18 protein-coding genes are annotated in these 17,289 nt (G+C 68.0%); 9 read left to right on the top strand and 9 right to left on the bottom strand.

What is annotated here, in order from left to right; all coding sequences use genetic code 11:
* Window positions 1–18 precede the first annotated feature (18 nt).
* Entirely contained in the window at window positions 19–774 is a 756-nt protein-coding gene (locus tag ABIB29_RS11080) for a CoA transferase subunit A (protein ID WP_354172717.1), read from the bottom strand.
* A gap of 198 nt (window positions 775–972) precedes the next feature.
* Between ABIB29_RS11080 and ABIB29_RS11075 the strand changes: the two genes are divergently transcribed.
* Window positions 973–1,746, top strand: a complete 774-nt coding sequence (locus tag ABIB29_RS11075) for an IclR family transcriptional regulator (protein ID WP_354172715.1) — start codon at window positions 973–975, stop codon at window positions 1,744–1,746.
* Between the two features lie 84 nt (window positions 1,747–1,830).
* On the opposite strand, the gene nadE is transcribed toward ABIB29_RS11075, so the two are convergent.
* Window positions 1,831–2,652, bottom strand: a complete 822-nt coding sequence (nadE, locus tag ABIB29_RS11070; RefSeq protein ID WP_354172713.1) for an NAD(+) synthase — start codon at window positions 2,650–2,652, stop codon at window positions 1,831–1,833.
* Window positions 2,653–2,840: 188 nt separating this feature from the next.
* Between nadE and ABIB29_RS11065 the strand changes: the two genes are divergently transcribed.
* Window positions 2,841–4,082, top strand: a complete 1,242-nt coding sequence (locus ABIB29_RS11065; RefSeq protein WP_354172712.1) for an FAD-dependent oxidoreductase — start codon at window positions 2,841–2,843, stop codon at window positions 4,080–4,082.
* A gap of 106 nt (window positions 4,083–4,188) precedes the next feature.
* Here the strand turns inward: ABIB29_RS11065 and ABIB29_RS11060 are convergent, their stop codons facing one another.
* From ABIB29_RS11060 to acsA, 5 genes are read right to left on the bottom strand one after another with little or no spacing between them, the layout of a single operon-like run.
* Window positions 4,189–4,431 (bottom strand): acyl carrier protein, encoded by a 243-nt coding sequence (locus ABIB29_RS11060; protein WP_354172710.1) that lies wholly within the window; start codon window positions 4,429–4,431, stop codon window positions 4,189–4,191.
* 13 nt (window positions 4,432–4,444) lie between these two features.
* Entirely contained in the window at window positions 4,445–5,869 is a 1,425-nt protein-coding gene (locus tag ABIB29_RS11055; RefSeq protein ID WP_354172708.1) for a dihydrolipoamide acetyltransferase family protein, read from the bottom strand.
* On the bottom strand, window positions 5,862–6,842 hold the full coding sequence (locus ABIB29_RS11050) for an alpha-ketoacid dehydrogenase subunit beta (protein WP_354172706.1): 981 nt from the start codon (window positions 6,840–6,842) through the stop codon (window positions 5,862–5,864). The genes ABIB29_RS11055 and ABIB29_RS11050 overlap by 8 nt, the downstream gene beginning before the upstream one ends.
* On the bottom strand, window positions 6,839–7,870 hold the full coding sequence (gene pdhA / locus ABIB29_RS11045; RefSeq protein ID WP_354172704.1) for a pyruvate dehydrogenase (acetyl-transferring) E1 component subunit alpha: 1,032 nt from the start codon (window positions 7,868–7,870) through the stop codon (window positions 6,839–6,841). The genes ABIB29_RS11050 and pdhA overlap by 4 nt, the downstream gene beginning before the upstream one ends.
* Window positions 7,867–9,729: an acetate--CoA ligase gene (gene acsA, locus ABIB29_RS11040; protein ID WP_354172702.1), complete on the bottom strand. Its 1,863-nt coding sequence runs from the start codon at window positions 9,727–9,729 to the stop codon at window positions 7,867–7,869. Before acsA ends, pdhA begins: the two co-directional genes overlap by 4 nt.
* Before the next feature lie 137 nt (window positions 9,730–9,866).
* On the opposite strand from acsA, the gene pyrE reads away from it, so the two are divergent.
* The 4 genes from pyrE to ABIB29_RS11020 all read left to right on the top strand — a co-directional run bounded on the left by pyrE (window position 9,867) and on the right by ABIB29_RS11020 (window position 13,162).
* Window positions 9,867–10,451: an orotate phosphoribosyltransferase gene (pyrE, locus tag ABIB29_RS11035; RefSeq protein WP_354172700.1), complete on the top strand. Its 585-nt coding sequence runs from the start codon at window positions 9,867–9,869 to the stop codon at window positions 10,449–10,451.
* Window positions 10,452–10,544: 93 nt separating this feature from the next.
* Window positions 10,545–11,318 carry a GAF and ANTAR domain-containing protein gene (locus tag ABIB29_RS11030; RefSeq protein ID WP_354172698.1) on the top strand — a complete coding sequence of 258 codons (774 nt, stop codon included), beginning with the start codon at window positions 10,545–10,547 and terminating at the stop codon, window positions 11,316–11,318.
* A 115-nt stretch (window positions 11,319–11,433) separates the two neighbouring features.
* Window positions 11,434–12,039 (top strand): hypothetical protein, encoded by a 606-nt coding sequence (locus ABIB29_RS11025; protein WP_354172696.1) that lies wholly within the window; start codon window positions 11,434–11,436, stop codon window positions 12,037–12,039.
* Between the two features lie 82 nt (window positions 12,040–12,121).
* Window positions 12,122–13,162, top strand: coding sequence for a thioesterase domain-containing protein (locus ABIB29_RS11020; protein ID WP_354172694.1), 1,041 nt, complete (start codon window positions 12,122–12,124; stop codon window positions 13,160–13,162).
* A gap of 9 nt (window positions 13,163–13,171) precedes the next feature.
* On the opposite strand, the gene ABIB29_RS11015 is transcribed toward ABIB29_RS11020, so the two are convergent.
* Window positions 13,172–14,026 carry an HAD-IIA family hydrolase gene (locus tag ABIB29_RS11015; protein WP_024367380.1) on the bottom strand — a complete coding sequence of 285 codons (855 nt, stop codon included), beginning with the start codon at window positions 14,024–14,026 and terminating at the stop codon, window positions 13,172–13,174.
* A gap of 52 nt (window positions 14,027–14,078) precedes the next feature.
* Between ABIB29_RS11015 and ABIB29_RS11010 the strand changes: the two genes are divergently transcribed.
* The 3 genes from ABIB29_RS11010 (at window position 14,079) to ABIB29_RS11000 (ending at window position 16,385) form a co-directional block, all read left to right on the top strand.
* Window positions 14,079–14,753, top strand: a complete 675-nt coding sequence (locus tag ABIB29_RS11010; RefSeq protein ID WP_354172692.1) for a TrmH family RNA methyltransferase — start codon at window positions 14,079–14,081, stop codon at window positions 14,751–14,753.
* A gap of 181 nt (window positions 14,754–14,934) precedes the next feature.
* The gene (gene fbaA / locus ABIB29_RS11005) at window positions 14,935–15,954 is read left to right on the top strand and encodes a class II fructose-bisphosphate aldolase (protein ID WP_354172690.1); all 1,020 of its coding nucleotides are present in this window, start codon (window positions 14,935–14,937) and stop codon (window positions 15,952–15,954) included.
* Window positions 15,955–15,956: 2 nt separating this feature from the next.
* The gene (locus tag ABIB29_RS11000) at window positions 15,957–16,385 is read left to right on the top strand and encodes a DUF3151 domain-containing protein (RefSeq protein ID WP_354172688.1); all 429 of its coding nucleotides are present in this window, start codon (window positions 15,957–15,959) and stop codon (window positions 16,383–16,385) included.
* Between the two features lie 130 nt (window positions 16,386–16,515).
* Here ABIB29_RS11000 and ABIB29_RS10995 read toward each other — a convergent pair whose 3' ends face one another.
* On the bottom strand, window positions 16,516–17,148 hold the full coding sequence (locus ABIB29_RS10995) for a uracil-DNA glycosylase family protein (protein ID WP_354172686.1): 633 nt from the start codon (window positions 17,146–17,148) through the stop codon (window positions 16,516–16,518).
* Window positions 17,149–17,289: the final 141 nt, after the last annotated feature.

Below are 17,289 nucleotides of genomic sequence, written 5' to 3'. Positions count from 1 at the left end.
CGGAAGTAGGGGCGGCGCTCAGGCCGGAACGGATGCGGCGTCGGCGGTTTCGGTGGCGACGGTGGCTTCGGCGCGGGGGCGGGGGCGGACCGTGCGCTGTTCGATGTCCTTGACCCGGTCGCTGGCCTGGACCAGGCGCTGGACGAAAACGCCGGGGGTGATGATGTGGTTGGGGTCCAGCTGACCGGGCTCCACGATCACCTCGGCCTCCGCGACGGTCACGGCGCCGGCAGCGGCGACGACGGGGTTGAAGTTCTGCGCGGTGTAGCGGTAGATCAGGTTGCCGTCGGTGTCGGCGGTGTGGGCGTGCACCAGGGCGACGTCGGCCTTGATGGCGCGTTCCAGGACGAATGTCTCGCCGTCGAACTCCGCGAGCGGTTTGCCTTCAGCGACGAGGGTGCCGACGCCGGTTTTGGTGTAGAAGGCCGGGATGCCGGCGCCGCCGGCGCGGAGGCGCTCGGCCAGGGTGCCCTGCGGGGTGAACTCCACCTCCAGCTTGCCGGCGAGGTACTGCTCGGCGAAGAGCTTGTTCTCGCCCACGTAGGAGGCGATGACCTTGCGGACCTGGCCGGCTTCAATCAGCACGCCGAGGCCCTTGCCGTCCACGCCCATGTTGTTGGACACCACGGTGAGGTTCTTGACGCCCGAATCGCGCACCGCCTCGATCAGGTCTGCCGGGATGCCGCTGAGGCCAAAGCCTCCGACGGCGAGCGTCATGCCGTCCCGCAGTACGTCCTGCAGCGCGGCGGCCGCTCCGGATTTCAGCTTTGACATCGCATCTCCTCATTGAGCTCTTGACGCAATCCACTTTGTGGACTGTTCCTCTGCTGATGGAGACTACGGGGCCAAAATGGGGCCTGTCAATGGGATATCTTGGCGCCAAAGGTGCCGTTATTACAGTGTGGACGGTAGGCTGGGGACTATCCACAATGTGGATGGTTTGGCTAGATCGAAGTCGAGGTTGGAGGAAATGTGACGTCACCACCGGTCCAGGGCGCGCAGGTTGTCAGCCGTGTCGCGTCGCTGCTGCGCATTGTCGGACGGAAGCCGGAGGGCTCCCCGCTCGTGGAACTTGTCAGGGAATCCGGGCTCACCCGCCCCACCGTGCACCGGCTGCTTTCCTCGTTGGCCTCCGAGGGTCTGCTGGACCAGGACCCGGTCAGCGGGAACTGGGTGCTGGGTCCGGAGATCCTGCTGATGGGTTCGGTGGCCTCGGCGCGGTTTCCGCTGGAGGACATCGCCCGGCCCAGCCTCCGCCGGCTCGCCGAGGCGACCGGTGAAAGCGCGTTCTTCTCCATCCGGCGCGGCGCCGAAACGGTGTGCCTGCTCCGGGAGGAGGGCAGCTTCCCGGTGCGGTCCTTCGTGCTGCACGAGGGCGTCCGCTTCCCGCTCGGGGTCGCTTCCGCCGGGACCGCCATCATGGCGTTCCTGCCCGAGGCCGAGCAGGAGGAACTGCTGGCGGACTGGCCCACGCACGCGGGCAGCTTCGCGGCAGCCCACACCGAGCCGCTGGTCCGCGCCAACCTGGCCGCGACGCGGCAGGCCGGCTACTCGGTGAATCCGGGGCTCGTGCTGGAAGGCAGCTGGGGGATGGGGGCGGCCGTCTTCGACCAGCGCGGGCGCCCGGCCTGGGCACTGTCGCTGACGGGTATCGAGCCGCGCTTCAAAGGCGAACGGCAAGAGATGCTCGGCCGACTCCTGATGGATGAGGCCCACCGGATCTCCACGCTGCTGCAGGGGCGCTAAAGCAGCATGGCCCGCCTCGCGAGGTGACAGTTAACGCCCATGTTCCCGCGGCACATGGGCGCTAACTGTCACCTCGGCGCTGCGTTACTTCCACCAGGTGTCGAAGATGGTGACCGGAACGGTGCGTTTGTGCCGGGTCCGGAGATATTTCTGTTCGATCAGCTCGGCTGCGGCCACGGGGATGTCGCGGCCCTCGAGGTAGTCGTCGATCGTGTCGTAGCCCAGGCCCAGTTCGTCCTCGTCGGTGCGGCCGGGCTGGCCGTCGAGGAGGTCGGCCGTGGGCACCTTCTCCCAGATCCGGGCCGGGGCGCCCAGCTCGGCGAGCAGGGCGCGGTTCTGGCGCTTGTTCAGTCCGAACAGCGGCAGGATGTCCGCGCCGCCGTCACCGTACTTGGTGAAGAAACCGGTGACCGATTCCGCGCCGTGGTCCGTTCCGATGACCAGGTAGTTGTGCTCGCCGGCGAGGGCGTACTGCGCGATCATGCGGGTGCGGGCCTTGGTGTTGCCCTTGTGGAAATCCGAGATCCCGTTGCCCACGGTCTTCTCGAATTCGTCCTCAAAGCCATCCACGGCCGCCGAGATGTTGAACGTCCACTCAGTCGTGGCCTGGATGAAGTCCAGAGCGGCCTGGGCGTCGTACTCGTCGTGCTGCACGCCATAGGGGAGGCGGACGGCGACGAAGTTGGCCTCCACGCCTTCGGCCGTGAGCTCTTCGACGGCAAGCTGGGCCAGCCGGCCGGCGAGGGAGGAGTCCAGCCCGCCGGAGATGCCGAGGACGAATCCCTTGGTGTGGGTCGCCGTGAGGTAGTCCTTGAGGAACGTGACGCGTTTGCGCACCTCCCCGGCGGGGTCAATCCGGGGCTGCACGCCCATTTCTTCGATGATCTTCGCCTGGAGTTCACGCATGACATAAAGCCTAGCCAGCAGTGTCAACCGCGCTCAACTGTGCCCCTCCGGCCTGGCGCTGTAAAGCTCCGGTGGCGCTGCGCAAAATACCTGGCGCTGCGCGAATACCCCTCGCGCTCACGGGGAACCGCCTGCAACCGCCCCGAAGACCCCTCCCGCGGCACCCCGCGCAGGCGTAGCGTATGGCCATGGAGAAGACCGGATGTGTGGTGGTCGGCGGCGGGCCGGCGGGGATGATGCTGGGACTGCTGCTGGCGCGGGCCGGGGTGCAGGTCACGGTGCTGGAGAAGCACAACGATTTCTTCCGGGACTTCCGCGGCGACACCGTCCATGCGTCCACCATCCGGCTCATCGATGAGCTGGGCCTGGGCGAGGAGTTCCGCCGGCTCCCGCAAAGCCGGCTGAGCAACGTCGCCTTCCCGGTGCCCGGAGGTCCGCCCGTGACCATGGGCAACTTCGATGCGCTGCCGCCGCCTTACAACTACGTGGCCATGATGCCGCAATGGGACTTCCTGAACTTCCTGGCCGACGCCGCCGCGCAGGAACCGTCCTTCAGCCTGCGGATGGGCCACAAGGCCACCTCGCTGGTCCGAAACGGCGGCCGGGTCACGGGCGTCCGCTATCGGACCGCGGACGGGGCCACGGGCGATCTCGGGGCGGACGTGGTGGTGGCGACGGACGGGCGCCATTCCGCGCTGCGCGCCGCGGCAGGCCTGGCCCCGAAGGAGTATCCCGTGCCGTTCGACACCTGGTGGTTCCGCCTGCCGCGGCTCGTCTCCGAGCGCGGCGAGATCGCGGGAATCGTCCCTGCCTTCGGCCGCGGCGAGGCACTGCTGGCGCTCAACCGCACCGACTACTTCCAGATGGGATACCTCGCGCCGAAGGGCACCGACGCCCGGATCCGCGCCGAGGGCGTTGAGGGCTTCCGACGCCGGATCGCGGGGCTCCGCCCGGATCTCTCCGACCGCGTGGACGCGATTGCCTCGCTGGAGGATCTGCACTGGCTGGACGTGCGCCTTGACCGGCTGCGCCACTGGCATATCAACGGGCTGCTCTGCATTGGAGACGCCGCCCATGCAATGTCACCGGCCGGCGGGGTCGGGATCAACCTGGCTATCCAGGACGCCGTGGCCGCCGCGGACTGCCTGGCCCCGGCGCTGCTCCGGGGCCGGGTCTCCCGCGGGGACCTGGCGAAAGTTGAACGACGGCGGCGGACACCCACCGTCGTCGTGCAGACTGTGCAGCGGGTGATGCACCGTCTGCTGTTCGAGCCGATCATGACCGGAACGCGGGCAGGGGCGCCGGCCGTGCTGCTATTCGTGGCGAGGCACCTCCCGGCCGTCGGCAAGGTGGTTCCGCGGTTCGTGGCTTTCGGGCCGCGGCCCGAACACGCCCCCGGGTTCGCCCGGCGCGCCCCGCAGCGCCGGTAGCGGCCTACGCCGGTCTCCGACGGGGAAATCATTGCCCCGGCGCTGAACGGTCTGCGAGCTCGACTACGCGGCCGGTGCGGGGCGTTCCGGCGGGTGGAACGCCAGCCTAGCCGTGGGCCTGGAGGTAGCCGATCAGTCCCTTCACCGTGGCCACCGCCGGGTAGTCCCGCTCCGGGATGTCGACGCCGGTGGCCGTGTCGATCGTTTCGACCAGCCGGAGGAAATCCAGCGAATCAAGCTCGAGGTCCTGCCGGAGCCGGGCGTCCTCGTCCACCTCGGCCAGATCCACGTCCGGCGCCACCTTGCCGATAGCCGCCTGCACCGCCGCCCGGGCGTCCTGTTCGTTCATGATTCCTCCCGTTTCACAGTTCCTCCGGTGTCTGCAGCAGCTCGTCGATCCGCGCCAGGTAGCGGCCCCCGCGCAGCCCGTCGCTGACCCGGTGGTCGGCGGAGAGAGTGGCTATGACAGCTGGCCGGACGCCGAGCATCCCGTTTTGGGCCCACGGTTGTTCCAGGACCCGGCCGAAGCCAACCATCGCGACCTGCGGGGGATAGATAACGCCGAAGACACTCTCCACCCCGAGGTCCCCCAGGTTCGTCACGGTGATGGTGGGGTCCGCCATTTCGGCGCGCTGCAGCCGTCCGGCCCGGGCGCGGCTGACGAGGTCCCTCAGCTGCTCCATCAGCACATCGACCGGCAGGGTGTCAGCATCGTGGATGGCCGGGGCCACCAGGCCGCCCTGGCGCAGGGCGACGGCAACACCGAGGTGCACGGACGCGCTGGGCCGGAAACCGCCGTCGTCGTCGTAGAACCCGTTCACCTCCGGGACGTCCCTGGCCGCGAGCGCCGCGGCCTTGAGCAGCAGCGCGGAGGGGACCAGCCGGGACGCGACCGGCCGCTGGGCATTGACGGACTGCATCCAGTCGACGGCGGCGCGCAGGTCCAGGGTGGTACTCAGGTAGTAGTGCGGGATGGTCTTCTTCGAGCGCGACATCAGGGCCCCGATGGCGCGGCGCAGGCTGGCCACGCGCTCGCGGGCCTCAGCAGGCTTCCCGGAAACCGCTGCCCCTGCGGCCGGGGGCCCGGGGACCCGCTCTTCGGCGGTGTCCTTCGCGGGAGCTTCCGGCGCGACTTCCGCCGGCACGGCCTCCGGCGCCCCGACCCCCCGCACGGCCACCCGAGGAGCGGCCGCCGGGTGGCTGGCCGCGGCGTGCTGAACGTCCGCCACGGTCACGGCACCCTCCGGTCCGGTGCCGGTGACGGTGGAAAGCTCGACGCCGAGTTCGGCGGCGAGACGCCTGGCCCGCGGCGCGGAACGGACCCGTGCCCCGGACGGCATGGCCGCCACGGCGTGCTCCACATCGGCCCGGGTGATGGCGCCGCCCTTGCCGGTGCCGTGGATCCCGGCCGTGTCGACGCCCAGCCGGTGTGCCAGGTGCCGCACCGGAGGAGCGATCGGGGGCGCGATCGGTGGAGTTTCCGGGGCCGTCGCGGCCGCGGCCCGGACCGGAGGCGCCGGCGCCTCCTGACGCGGAGCCCCCACCTCGGCCGGGGTCTGTGTGATCCTGGCCAGCGGGGTGCCCACCGGTACGGTTTCGCCGAGGTCCACGAGCAGTTCGGCGACGACCCCCTCCTGGAAGGACTCCACATCCATGACCGTCTTGTCGGTGTCCACCACCGCCACCAAGTCCCCGCGGCGCACGTAGTCACCGGGCTTGACCAGCCACTCGACGATCTTGCCGTGCTCCATGTCAGCCCCGAGGGACGGCATCAGGAAGTCACCCACTGGCCGCGACCGCCTCCTTGGCTGCGGCCACAATCCGCTCGACGGACGGCAGTGCGGCCATCTCCAGGTGCTTGGAGTAGGGGATCGGCACTTCGGCGCTGCAGACCCGGCCCACCGGGGCATCCAGGTCGTAGAACGCGTGCTCGGTGATCCGGGCGCTGATCTCGGCGGAGATGCTTCCGCTGCGCCACCCCTCATCCACCACCACCGCCCGGTGGGTCCTGCGCACCGAGGCGAGGATGGCGGCCTCGTCGAGCGGCCGCAGCGTGCGCAGGTCCAGCACCTCCGCGTCGATGCCCTCGTCCGCGAGCTGTCCGGCGGCGTCGAGCACTGCCGGAAGGGTTCCGCCATAGGTGATCAGCGACAAGTCGTCCCCGGCGCGCCGGACCGCGGCGGTATCGATGTCCACCGGGCCGGCGTCGTCGTCGAGCTCCCCGGTCACGTTGTAGAGCGAGCCGTGCTCGAAGATCAGTACCGGGTCGGGATCCTCCAGCGCGGTCCACAGCATGCCGCGGGCGTCGGCGAGCGTGGCGGGGGCGAGGATGCGCAGCCCGGGGATGTGCGCGTACCAGCCCTCCAGGCTGTGCGAATGCTGTGCCCCCAGCTGGCGGCCTGCGCCCGTGGTCATCCGGATCACGATGGGGACGTTGAACTGTCCGCCGGACATGTGCAGCAGTGAGGCGGCATTGTTCACGATCTGGTCCAGCGCGAGCAGGCTGAAATTGACGGTCATGATTTCCACGATCGGGCGCATTCCGCCGAGCGCCGCCCCGATTCCCGCTCCGACAAAGCCGGACTCCGAGAGCGGCGTATCGCGGATCCGCCCGGGCCCGAATTCCTCCAGCAGGCCCAGGCTGACCGCGAAGGATCCGCCGTACGCCCCGACGTCCTCACCCATCAGGAAAACCCGCTCGTCGCGGAGCATGGCGTCGCGGATGCCGGCCCGGAGTGCCTCGCGGTAGCTGGATTTCATGGCTCAAGCCCTTCGCCGGTGGTCGGTCCGGCGCCACGCTCGCTGTACACGAAGCGGGTGAGGTCCTGCACCGGTTCGGGCGTTCCGGCTTCGGCAAATTCGACGGCGGCGGCGACCTCCGCGTCGGCGTCCGCCTCGAGCTGTTCCCAGTCCTGCGTGGAGAGCTGGCCTGCGGCCTCCATCGTGGCGCGCAGCAGGCTGATGGGGTCACGTTCGAGCCAGCGGGCGACTTCGGCTTTGTCGCGGTAGCGTTCCGGGTCGAACATCGAGTGCGCCCGGAAACGGTAGGTGCGCAGCTCCAGGAAGTGCGGTCCGCCGCCGGAACGGACGGCGTCCACGGCGCGCCGGGCCGTTTCCTCGACGGCCAGGACGTCCATGCCGTCCACCGCCCACGCCGCGATCTCGTAGGCGGCAGCCTTGAGCGCGATGTCCGTCTGTGATTCCGAGCGGCCCAGCGCAGTGCCCATGGCGTAGAGGTTGTTCTCGCAGCAGAACAGCACGGGCAGCTGCCACAGCGCGGCGAGATTGAGGCTTTCGTGGAATTCCCCCTCCGCGACAGCGCCTTCGCCGAAGAAGCACACGGTCACGCGGGAGCGCCCGGCCATCTTGTCCGCGAGGGCCAGCCCGACGGCCAGCGGCAGCCCCCCGGCGACGATCGCGTTCCCGCCGAAGAAACGGGTGGCGGCGTCGAACAAATGCATGGACCCGCCGCGGCCGCGGCAGCAGCCCTCCACGTAGCCGTACATCTCGGCGAGGATCGCCCCCGCGGGGACACCGCGCAGGAGGGCGTGGCCGTGCTCCCGGTAGGTGGCGACGACGGCGTCCTCCGGGGCCAGGGATTCCAGCACCCCAACCGCGACGGATTCCTCGCCGATGTAGACGTGCAGGAAGCCGCGGATCTTGGCGGCGCTGTACAGCTCGACGCATTTCTCCTCAAGCCGGCGGACGCGGAGCATCTGCAGCAGCAGGTGCCGCCCGTGCGCGGGGTCCAGGCGGCTTCCGGGCGGCGGATCCAGGGGCCCGGTCATGGCCGTGGCTCCGGCTGGTGTCCGTCCGGCTGGTGTCCGTCCGGTTCCGGCGCACCGGCCGGGGTCTCGATTGTGGAGGTGTCGCCCTCCGGGAGTCCCAGTTCGCGGGCCTTGAGCAGGCGCCGGAGGATCTTGCCGCTGCGGGTCCGGGGCAGGGCCGTGGTGAAGTCCAGCAGCCGGGGTGCCACCGCCGGGCCGAGCCGTTTGCGGGCGAAGCCGATGATCTCCAGCTGCAGTTCCTCGGAGGGCTCCCAGCCGGGCCGCAGTTCCACGAACGCCTTGACCACCTCGCCGGCGACCGGGTCGGGAACCCCGATCACCCCGGCTTCGGCCACAGCCTCATGTTCCATCAGCGAGCTCTCCACCTCGAACGGGCCGATCAGGTGCCCGGAGGACTTGATGACGTCGTCGCCGCGTCCGACGAACCAGTAGTAGCCGTCGGCGTCGCGCTTGGCGAGGTCGCCGGTGAGGTACCAGCCGCCTACGAAGCAGCGGCGGTAGCGTTCCTCCTCATGCAGGTAGCCGCGGAACATCGACGGCCAGCCCGGCCGCAGTGCCAGTTCACCGACGGCGTCCGGTGCCGTCACGAGGACCGCCTCGCCGTTGAGGACGACCGGCTTGTCCTGGGCATCCCGGGCCACGATGCCCGCCTCGACGCCGGGCAGCGGCCGGCCCATCGAGCCGGGGCGGATCTCCGTGGCGGCGAAGTTGGAAATCATGATGCCCCCGGTTTCGGTCTGCCACCAGTTGTCATGCACGGGCTGGCCGAAGGCCTCCTGGCCCCAGACGACGACCTCGGGGTTGAGCGGTTCCCCGACGCTGGCGACGAAGCGCAGCGCGGACAGGTCATGGCCCCGGGCGCGGTCCGCCCCGGCCTTCATCAGCATCCGCAGCGCCGTGGGGGCGGTGTACCAGACGGTGACGTGCTGTTCGGCGAGGATCCGGTACCAGCGGTCCACGTCCATTTCCTCTTCGTCCACGATGGTCGTCACGCCGTGGGTCAACGGCGCGATCACGCCGTACGAGGTTCCGGTGACCCAGCCGGGGTCGGCCGTGCACCAGTACACGTCCTCCGGGTGCAGGTCCAGGGCGGCGGTGCCGGTCGCGTGGTGCGCGGTGACGGCGTCGTGCACGTGGATGGCGCCCTTTGGGGTCCCGGTGGTTCCGGACGTGAAGTGCAGCAGGGCCATGTCCTCGGCCTGCGTCGCGGCGATCCCGCCGTCGGCCGGGGCTGCGCGCATCAGCGCGGCGAGGTCCAGCGTGCCTGGCTCCGGGCGGCCGTCGGCGTCGGTCAGTAGGACGTGCTGGAGTTCCGGGAGCGAGTCGCGGAGGTGGGCGATTTTCTTCCGGTAGAGAGCCCGGGTGGTGACCAGGGCCCGGCCGGATCCGAGCTGCAGCCGCTGGCGGACCGGTTCCGGGCCGAAGGCGGAGAACAGCGGGCAGAAGACGCTGGCATTCTTCAGCGTGCCCAGCACCGCAATGTACAGCGCCGGTCCGCGCCCGGTGAGCGAGAAGACGCGCTCGCCGCGCCCGACGCCCAGGCTGCGCAGCACTCCGGCGAAGCGGCTGGTTTGTTCCGCGAGTTCGGCAAAGGTCAGGGAGTGGCTGCTGCCGTCGGCCCGCACGAACCGCAGCGCCTCGCGACCGGCATGCCCCCCGGCGGCGTGCCGGTCCACTGCCTCATAGGCGATATTGACGCCGCGGCCACCGGGCAGCCCGGAGAGTTGATGCCGGGCTTCGTCCCAGGTGAAGGCGGCATAGGCTGCGTCATAATCCACGAGGTTCGGCCGGACCCGGAAGTTGCCGACGTCTTTGGGAATCGCGGGCCAGCGGGTCGAAGGTTCCGTTCCTGCCGTCATGGTTCCATCGCACTCCTGCCCGGCAAGGGTTCCTAGAGGACAAAGACCCGGCGCCGGACCGGGGGCCTTCGGAAGGCTGCCCGGCATCAACGGCCCGGAGGGGGATCCGGCGCCGGCCAGCCACTAAACTGGGTCCCATGACTGCCAACAGTGCCCCTGCAGCTGACACCGCTGCCGCCCGTGCCCGCCTGCTTGAACTGATCAAGGAGCTGGCCGTCGTGCGCGGCAAGGTCATCCTCTCCAGCGGCGCCGAGGCCGACTACTACATCGACCTGCGTCGGATCACGCTGCATCACGAGGCCGCCAAGCTCGTCGGCCAGGTCATGCTCTCACTGCTGGACGACGCCGGCATCGACTTTGAGTGCGCCGGCGGACTCACCATGGGTGCCGACCCGGTGGGCACCGCTGTTATGCACGCCGCCGTCGACGCCGGACGCCCCGTGGACGCGTTCGTGGTCCGCAAGGCGCAGAAGTCCTACGGCATGGGCCGCCAGGTGGAAGGCCCCGCCGTCGAGGGCCGCAAGGTGCTGGTGCTGGAGGACACCTCCACGACCGGAGGCTCCGCGCTGACCGCCGTCGAGGGTGTCCGCAGGGCCGGCGGCAACGTGGTCGCCGTCGCCGTGATCGTGGACCGCGACACCGGTGCCAAGGAAAAGATCGAGGCAGAGGCCGGTGTTCCCTACCTCTTCGCTTTCGGCAAGGACGAACTCGGCCTCAGCTAGGAGTTCCTCCTTCAGCGGACGCGTGTGGACGGTGCATAGGCCGTGAATTATCATTTGGGAATACCCACCACACCCCTCCGGAGACCAAGCGCCATGCTCCTGCCCGAAGAAATCCTCGAATCTGAACCCCTCAGCACCGTTGACCAGATCCAGAACCTCATTCTGGACAGCGCCGATTTTGAGGACTTCCTCAACGAACTCGCTCGTTTCTCCGCCCATCAGGTAGCCGGCGCGGGCGACGATGCCCTGTGCGGCATCACCCTGCTGCGCGACCGCAAGGCCGCGACCATCGGCTGGAGCAGCGATTCCGCCCGCGAAGTGGACGAAATCCAGTACCGGCTCTCGCAGGGCCCGTGCCTGACGGCGGCGCAGGAAGAACGCGAAGTCTACGTTCCGGACCTCTTCGATGAGGACCGCTGGGGGCCGGACTATGCCAACGCCGTCGCGTCGCACGGCCTTCGCTCGGTGCTTTCCGTGCCGTTCCACCTGCAGGGCGAGGCCCAGGCGGCATTGAACCTGTATTCGGACGCGCCGCACAAGTTCGACGGCGACGTTGCCGCCCGGGCCCGCGGCTACACCCGTCAGATCTCACAGGCGCTCCGGCTCGCCGTCCGCTTCTCCCTGCACACTGACAGCGCCACCAACCTGCGGGCCACCCTCGAGTCCCGCACCGTGATCGACATGGCGATCGGGATTGTCATGGCGCAGAACCGCTGCAGCCAGGAGGCAGCAGTCAGGATCCTCACCGACGCGTCCAGCAACGGGAACGTCAAGCTGCGTGACATCGCCACCTCCCTGGTCCAGTCCGTGGGGGGCACCGCGTCCCGGACCCACTTCGAGGAACCCGGCCAGCGAGAAGCCGGCTAAACAGGCAGTGTCACGTGCTAACCGGTAGGGCCATATGACTTGTGCGCACCCCCTGCGGCCTATACGCTGAACGAGGTTGAGCCGTCGGCCATAGACACCCTTTTTTGGAGTACCTATGGACACCTCGTTGAACGCCCAAGCCAAGCTGGACATCGCCTCTGATGTCCTCCGGATCGATGTCCGGGGGAGCCTCACGCAGCACTCCCGCCCCACTCTGATGCAGCTGATCCAGCGCGCCCGCCGGATGGGCATCACGTCCCACATCCGGGTGAATCTCGGCAATGCCGCGTTCGTGGAATCCTCGGCGCTGGCCGGCCTCCGCAACGACCTCAACGCTATCGACGGCGCCGCAGCGCTCGTCGACACCGCCGGCGCCCTGCCGAGCTCAGCCGGCGTGTCCCTCGAGCTGAACCCGTATCTGGAAACCGCCGTCGCCGCGCTGCCGTCGCTCGATCTCTCGGCGGACTTTACCGCGTCCATTGACACCTCCGGGACCCGCCCGCTGAACGTCTTCTCCGACGCCGAGCTGCTCGCCGCGAGCGACTCCGTGTTTGGTCTGCTGGACAACCCGGCGGACATGGCCCGCTCGCAGCTGCTCGCGACCTATAACGAAATCGGCCTTGAAATCAGCCGCCGCGAAGTCGGCCTGGAAACCGTCGGGCGCGACGTCGGCCTGGAAATCAGCCGCCCCGAAGCGGGCCGGGAACCGGAACCGGTCTAGGCGGCGCCACCCGGCCAGGCTGTAACTGAGCTGTTATTCGGCGTCGTTTTTATCCGTGTTCTTCGGTGGCTACGGTAGAGATGTGCCGCGTGAGCCTGAAGTTGAGGATGTGGGCGGGGCCGGCCATGCCGACGCCCGTGTGCTTCGGCACGCCGCTGAGCTCAAGCGGTTATCCCGGCGGGGCTTTCTGATCGGTACGGGCGCCGCCTCCGTGCTGGCGGCGGACATGCTGTTCACCCGGCGTGTGCAGGCCGAGCGCCGCGTGCATAGAGTCCTCACGGTGCCGGACGAGACGGCGGAGAGATACTTTCCCAACGCCAGCTGGTTCCTCTTTCCAGGCTATAAGACCAGCTGGGAGGAAGCCCTGTGGATCCTGAATACGCTGCGCGGTGCGCTGAACAAGCGAGGCCAGCTCGCCGCCGTCGGATACTCCAATGTGGGCATCGACATCGACGAAATCGTGATCGCCGTGGTCGAGCACGCGCGGGCGCATCAGCTGACCACGTTCTACTTCTACGGCCACAGCTTCGGCGGCATGGTGGCCACCCAGGTCGCCGCCCGGCTCCGGGAACTGCACGGGATTGAGGTGGCGTTCATCCTGCTGGACTCCAGCCCGTGCAGCAAGTACGACGTGCTGGACCAAAGCTGGTTTGAGGGGGTCGTGTTCCTCTACGAGAGCGGATTCCGGTTCCCCTCGGTGTTGCGCGGCGGCTACGAACTGGGTGAGCGAATGCTGCACAAGGACGAGCGCAGTTGGGGACAGGTGGTGGACCAGACCCTGGAACAGCTCTCGCCGATTGCGCCCTCCAGCGTGCTGATCCAGTCCGAGTCCGCCTACATCTACCACTTCGACGCCACCCGCTTCGCGGGAAATCTCGGCGGGACGCGGATGGCCTTTATCGGCAACCCGCGGGACAGGACGGTCGACTACGAGACAGCCCGTGACACGTGGTCGTTGACCTTCAAGGCCAACATGGTTGCAGATTCACTGCGGACCGACGGCGCGCGGCCGGCGCACGCCAGCCCGGGCTGGAATTCGTTCGTTTACCGGCCCCTCATTGAGGAGCTGCAGGACCAGTTCATCCCGCTGCCCTCCGGCGGAGGCAAGAAAACCGTCGTCTAGTGCGGGGTCCTAGATCTGGTTCTTCAGGTCGGCCACCGAGTTCAGGATCTGGTTGGGCCGGAAGGGGTAGGCGGCGATGTCATCCTTGTGGGTGATACCGCTGAGCACCAGCACCGTGTGCAGCCCCGCTTCCATCCCCGCGATGATGTCGGTGTCCATCCGGTCACCGATCATGGCCGTGGTTTCTGAATGCGCGTCGATCTGGTTCATGGCTGAGCGGAACATCATCGGGTTCGGCTTGCCCACAATGTAGGGTTCCCGGCCGGTGGCCTTCGTGATGAGCGCCGCGATCGCGCCGGTGGCCGGCATGGGGCCGTCCTTCGAGGGCCCGGTCGCGTCCGGGTTGGTGGCGATGAACCTCGCCCCGCCCAGGATCAGCCGGATGGCCATGGTGATGGCTTCAAAGGAGTAGGTGCGGGTCTCGCCGAGCACCACGAAGTCGGGATCCTGGTCGGTGAGGATAAAGCCGGCCTCGTGCAGCGCCGTCGTCAGGCCCGCTTCGCCGATCGTGTAGGCGCGGTTGCCGGAATCCGAGCCGCGCACCTGGTCCTTGAGGAACTGGGCGGTGGCCAGGGCGGAGGTCCAGATGTTCTCTTCCGGGATTTCCAGGCCCGAGCTCTTCAGCCTGGCGGCGAGGTCCCGGGGCGTGAAGATCGAGTTGTTGGTCAGGACGAGGAAGCGCTTGGACGTGTCCACCCAGCGCTGGATGAGTTCAGCGGCGCCCGGGATGGGCTGGTTTTCGTGGACCAGGACACCGTCCATGTCGGTCAGCCAGCACTCGATCTCCTGGCCGCTGCGGTACACGGATTTCGATGAAAGCACGTGGTCCGAGTCTTCCCTGTGGTCTGCCTGCTGCTCCGCCATGCTGTCCTCCGCCGATAATGTGCCGATGCCAGTCCCAGTCTAATGTTGAGTCGTGACTGAACCAGAGATACCCAGCGAAACCCTGTCCGGCACTGTGGCCGAGGCGGAGGCCAAAGCGGAGGTCGGCGTCGGCCCCTGGGTAGGGGAACTGCCGGAGGGTGATCACTGGGACCCGGACCTGCTGGCGGACGGGGACCGCCGCAACGTGGTGGACAAGTACCGCTACTGGAAGCACGAGGCGATCATCGCGGACCTGGACTCCAAGCGGCACAACTTCCATATCGCGATCGAAAACTGGCAGCACGACATGAACATCGGCACGGTCGTGCGCAGCGCCAACGCGTTCCTGGCCAAGGAAGTCCACATCATCGGTCGACGCCGGTGGAACCGCCGCGGGGCCATGGTCACCGACCGGTACCAGCACATCCGCCATCACCCGACCGTCGCCGAGTTCGTGGAGTGGGCGCAGGGGGAGGGCCTGGCGATCATCGGCATCGACATCTTCCCGGACTCCGTCCCGCTGGAAACCTACGAACTGCCCAGGGACTGCGTGCTGGTGTTCGGCCAGGAGGGCCCGGGACTTTCCCCCGAGGTCCACGAAGCGGCCGTGGACACTTTGTCGATCGAGCAGTTCGGTTCCACACGCTCGATCAACGCCGCCTCGGCCGCAGCCATCGCGATGCACGCCTGGATCCGCCGGCACGTGTTCAACCAGCTCCCGGGGTAGGGGAGGGAGCGGCCGCGCGAGCTGTTATCCCCGCGAACGGGATCACCCGCGGGCGAGTATTACAGGCGCGAGTGACCGGAGACACTGCCCGGGCGCAGGAATGGCTAGGATGGTTCCTAGCCGACGAGGTTCACTCCAGAGTGAACCCAGCCCGCCGACGAAATTCACTTTAGGAGTCAGCATGCCCATTGCAACCCCAGAGATCTACTCCGAGATGATCGACCGCGCTAAGACGGGTGGCTTCGCGTTCCCCGCCGTTAACGTCACGTCCTCCCAGACCCTGAACGCGGCCCTCCGCGGCTTCGCCGAGGCCGAGTCCGACGGTATCGTCCAGGTCTCCACCGGAGGCGCCGCCTACTGGTCCGGCGCCTCCACCAAGGACATGGTGGCCGGCTCGCTCGGCTTCGCCGCGTTTGCCCGCGAAGTCGCCAAGAACTACGGCGTCAACATCGCCCTGCACACGGACCACTGCCCCAAGGACAAGCTGGACGGCTTTGTCCTGCCGCTGCTGGCAGCCTCCGAAGCCGAGGTGAAGGCCGGCCGCAACCCGCTCTTCAACTCCCACATGTGGGACGGCTCCGCCGAGACCCTGCAGGAAAACCTGCGCATCGCCCGTGAGCTGCTGGAGCGCACCGCCGCCGCCAAGATGATCCTCGAGGTCGAGATCGGCACTGTCGGCGGCGAGGAGGACGGCGTCGAGAACGCCATCAACGACAAGCTGTACACCACGGTCGAGGACGCCCTCGCCACCATCGACGCCCTCGGCTCCGGCGAAAACGGCCGCTACATCACGGCGCTGACCTTCGGCAACGTGCACGGCGTCTACAAGCCCGGCGGCGTCAAGCTCCGCCCGGAGATCCTCAAGGACATCCAGGAGCAGGTCGGCGCCAAGATCGGCAAGGCCAACCCGTTCGACCTGGTGTTCCACGGCGGCTCCGGCTCCTCCGAGAAGGAGATCGCCGACGCCGTCTCCTACGGTGTCATCAAGATGAACATCGACACCGACACCCAGTACGCCTACACGCGCCCCGTGGTGGACCACATGTTCCGCAACTACGACGGCGTGCTGAAGATCGACGGCGAGGTCGGCAACAAGAAGCTGTACGACCCGCGCGTCTGGGGCGCCTCCGCCGAGGCCGGCCTCGCGGCCCGCGTGGTCGAGGCTGCCCAGCAGCTCGGCTCCACCGGCAAGACGTTCTAGGCATGTCGGACGAGTTCCGCAAGAACCTGATGGGTCCCGAGCCCACACTCCTGCCTGCCGAGACCGATGTCTATGCAGCGCTGGATGGGGGCCAGGAAGCCCTGGACCTGGTGGAAAAGCACCCGACCTCCTCGCTGCTCTGGGCCGTGCTGGCCGAGGAAGCCTGGAAAGAGGGCCGGACCATCGATTCCTATGCCTACTCCCGTGTCGGCTACCACCGCGGCCTGGATTCGCTGCGCCGCAACGGCTGGCGCGGCGTCGGGCCCATCCCGTGGGAACACGAACCGAACCGCGGCTTCCTGCGGGCCCTGTATTCGCTGGGCCGGGCGTCCGCGGCGATCGGCGAGGCCGAGGAACCGGAGCGGATCGAGAAGTTCCTCAAGGACTCGGACGCCGCCGCCAAGGCAGCCATCGAAGCCGAGAAGCGCTAACCACAACGCGGGGTCACCTACGGCCCATTCCACACCCTGGGATGGGCCTTAGGTGACCCCGCGTTGGTAGTTAAAGTACGACGGCGGGCGTCCACCAGTAGGTGCCGCCCGCCGTCGTTCGTTTCAGAAGTTAGCTGGTCTTGGCCAGACCGGTGCGGGCCATGGCGTCCGCGTAGACGGTGCCCATCTCTTCGAGGTACTGCTCCTGGCGCGCCGGGGTGCCGGCGAAGGCGCGGCCGCTGAGCGAGCGGACCTTGTACGTCTTGAGGCCGCGGCGCCAGATCATGGGCACTTCGGTTTTGAGGAGCAGGTTCGCGAGGCGGTTGGCCTCCGTGCCGTGAGCCACAATCACTGAGGCGCGGGGCACGACGGCGAGGAACTTCAGCAGCGGCTTCAAACCTGCGGAAATCTGGTCCGGCGTGAACTTGCCGTTAGGCTCGCCCGGGACGTACCAGGGGTGGACGTTCCAGGGCATGACGTACTCAGGGCGCAGGCCGAGCTTCCACTGGACGCCGAGCAGGCGGGTGGCCGCCTCCTCGTCCCCGGCGGTGATGAAGCCAGACTCATCCTCGGTCCCGATGTTGGAGAAGAGGCTGATGATGCGGCACTCGTCCACGTCGTGCATGGGGTCCACATAGGGGACATTGGTGCCAGCTTTGGTTGCCTGCAGCGTGTCGCACAGCTCGTTGACAGCCGCGACGCTAGGTTCGTAGCGGCGGCTCAGAAGCTGTTCGCGGGAATTTTCAGTGGCCAAGGCTGTCATATATTGCTGAGTCTCCTGCGGGATTGGTGAAGCTGCCAGACCGTACGCGGGCACGCCGAGCACCGGGCACGCCAAGTACGGTGTGGTTTGAAAATGTGGTGTTGACCGATTCCTGGTCGATCTTTATTAGTCTATCAAGCC

It is taken from the genome of Arthrobacter sp. UYEF36 (assembly GCF_040547025.1).
Taxonomy (GTDB): Bacteria; Actinomycetota; Actinomycetes; order Actinomycetales; family Micrococcaceae; genus Arthrobacter.
This window is presented reverse-complemented; position numbering and strand designations above follow the sequence as displayed.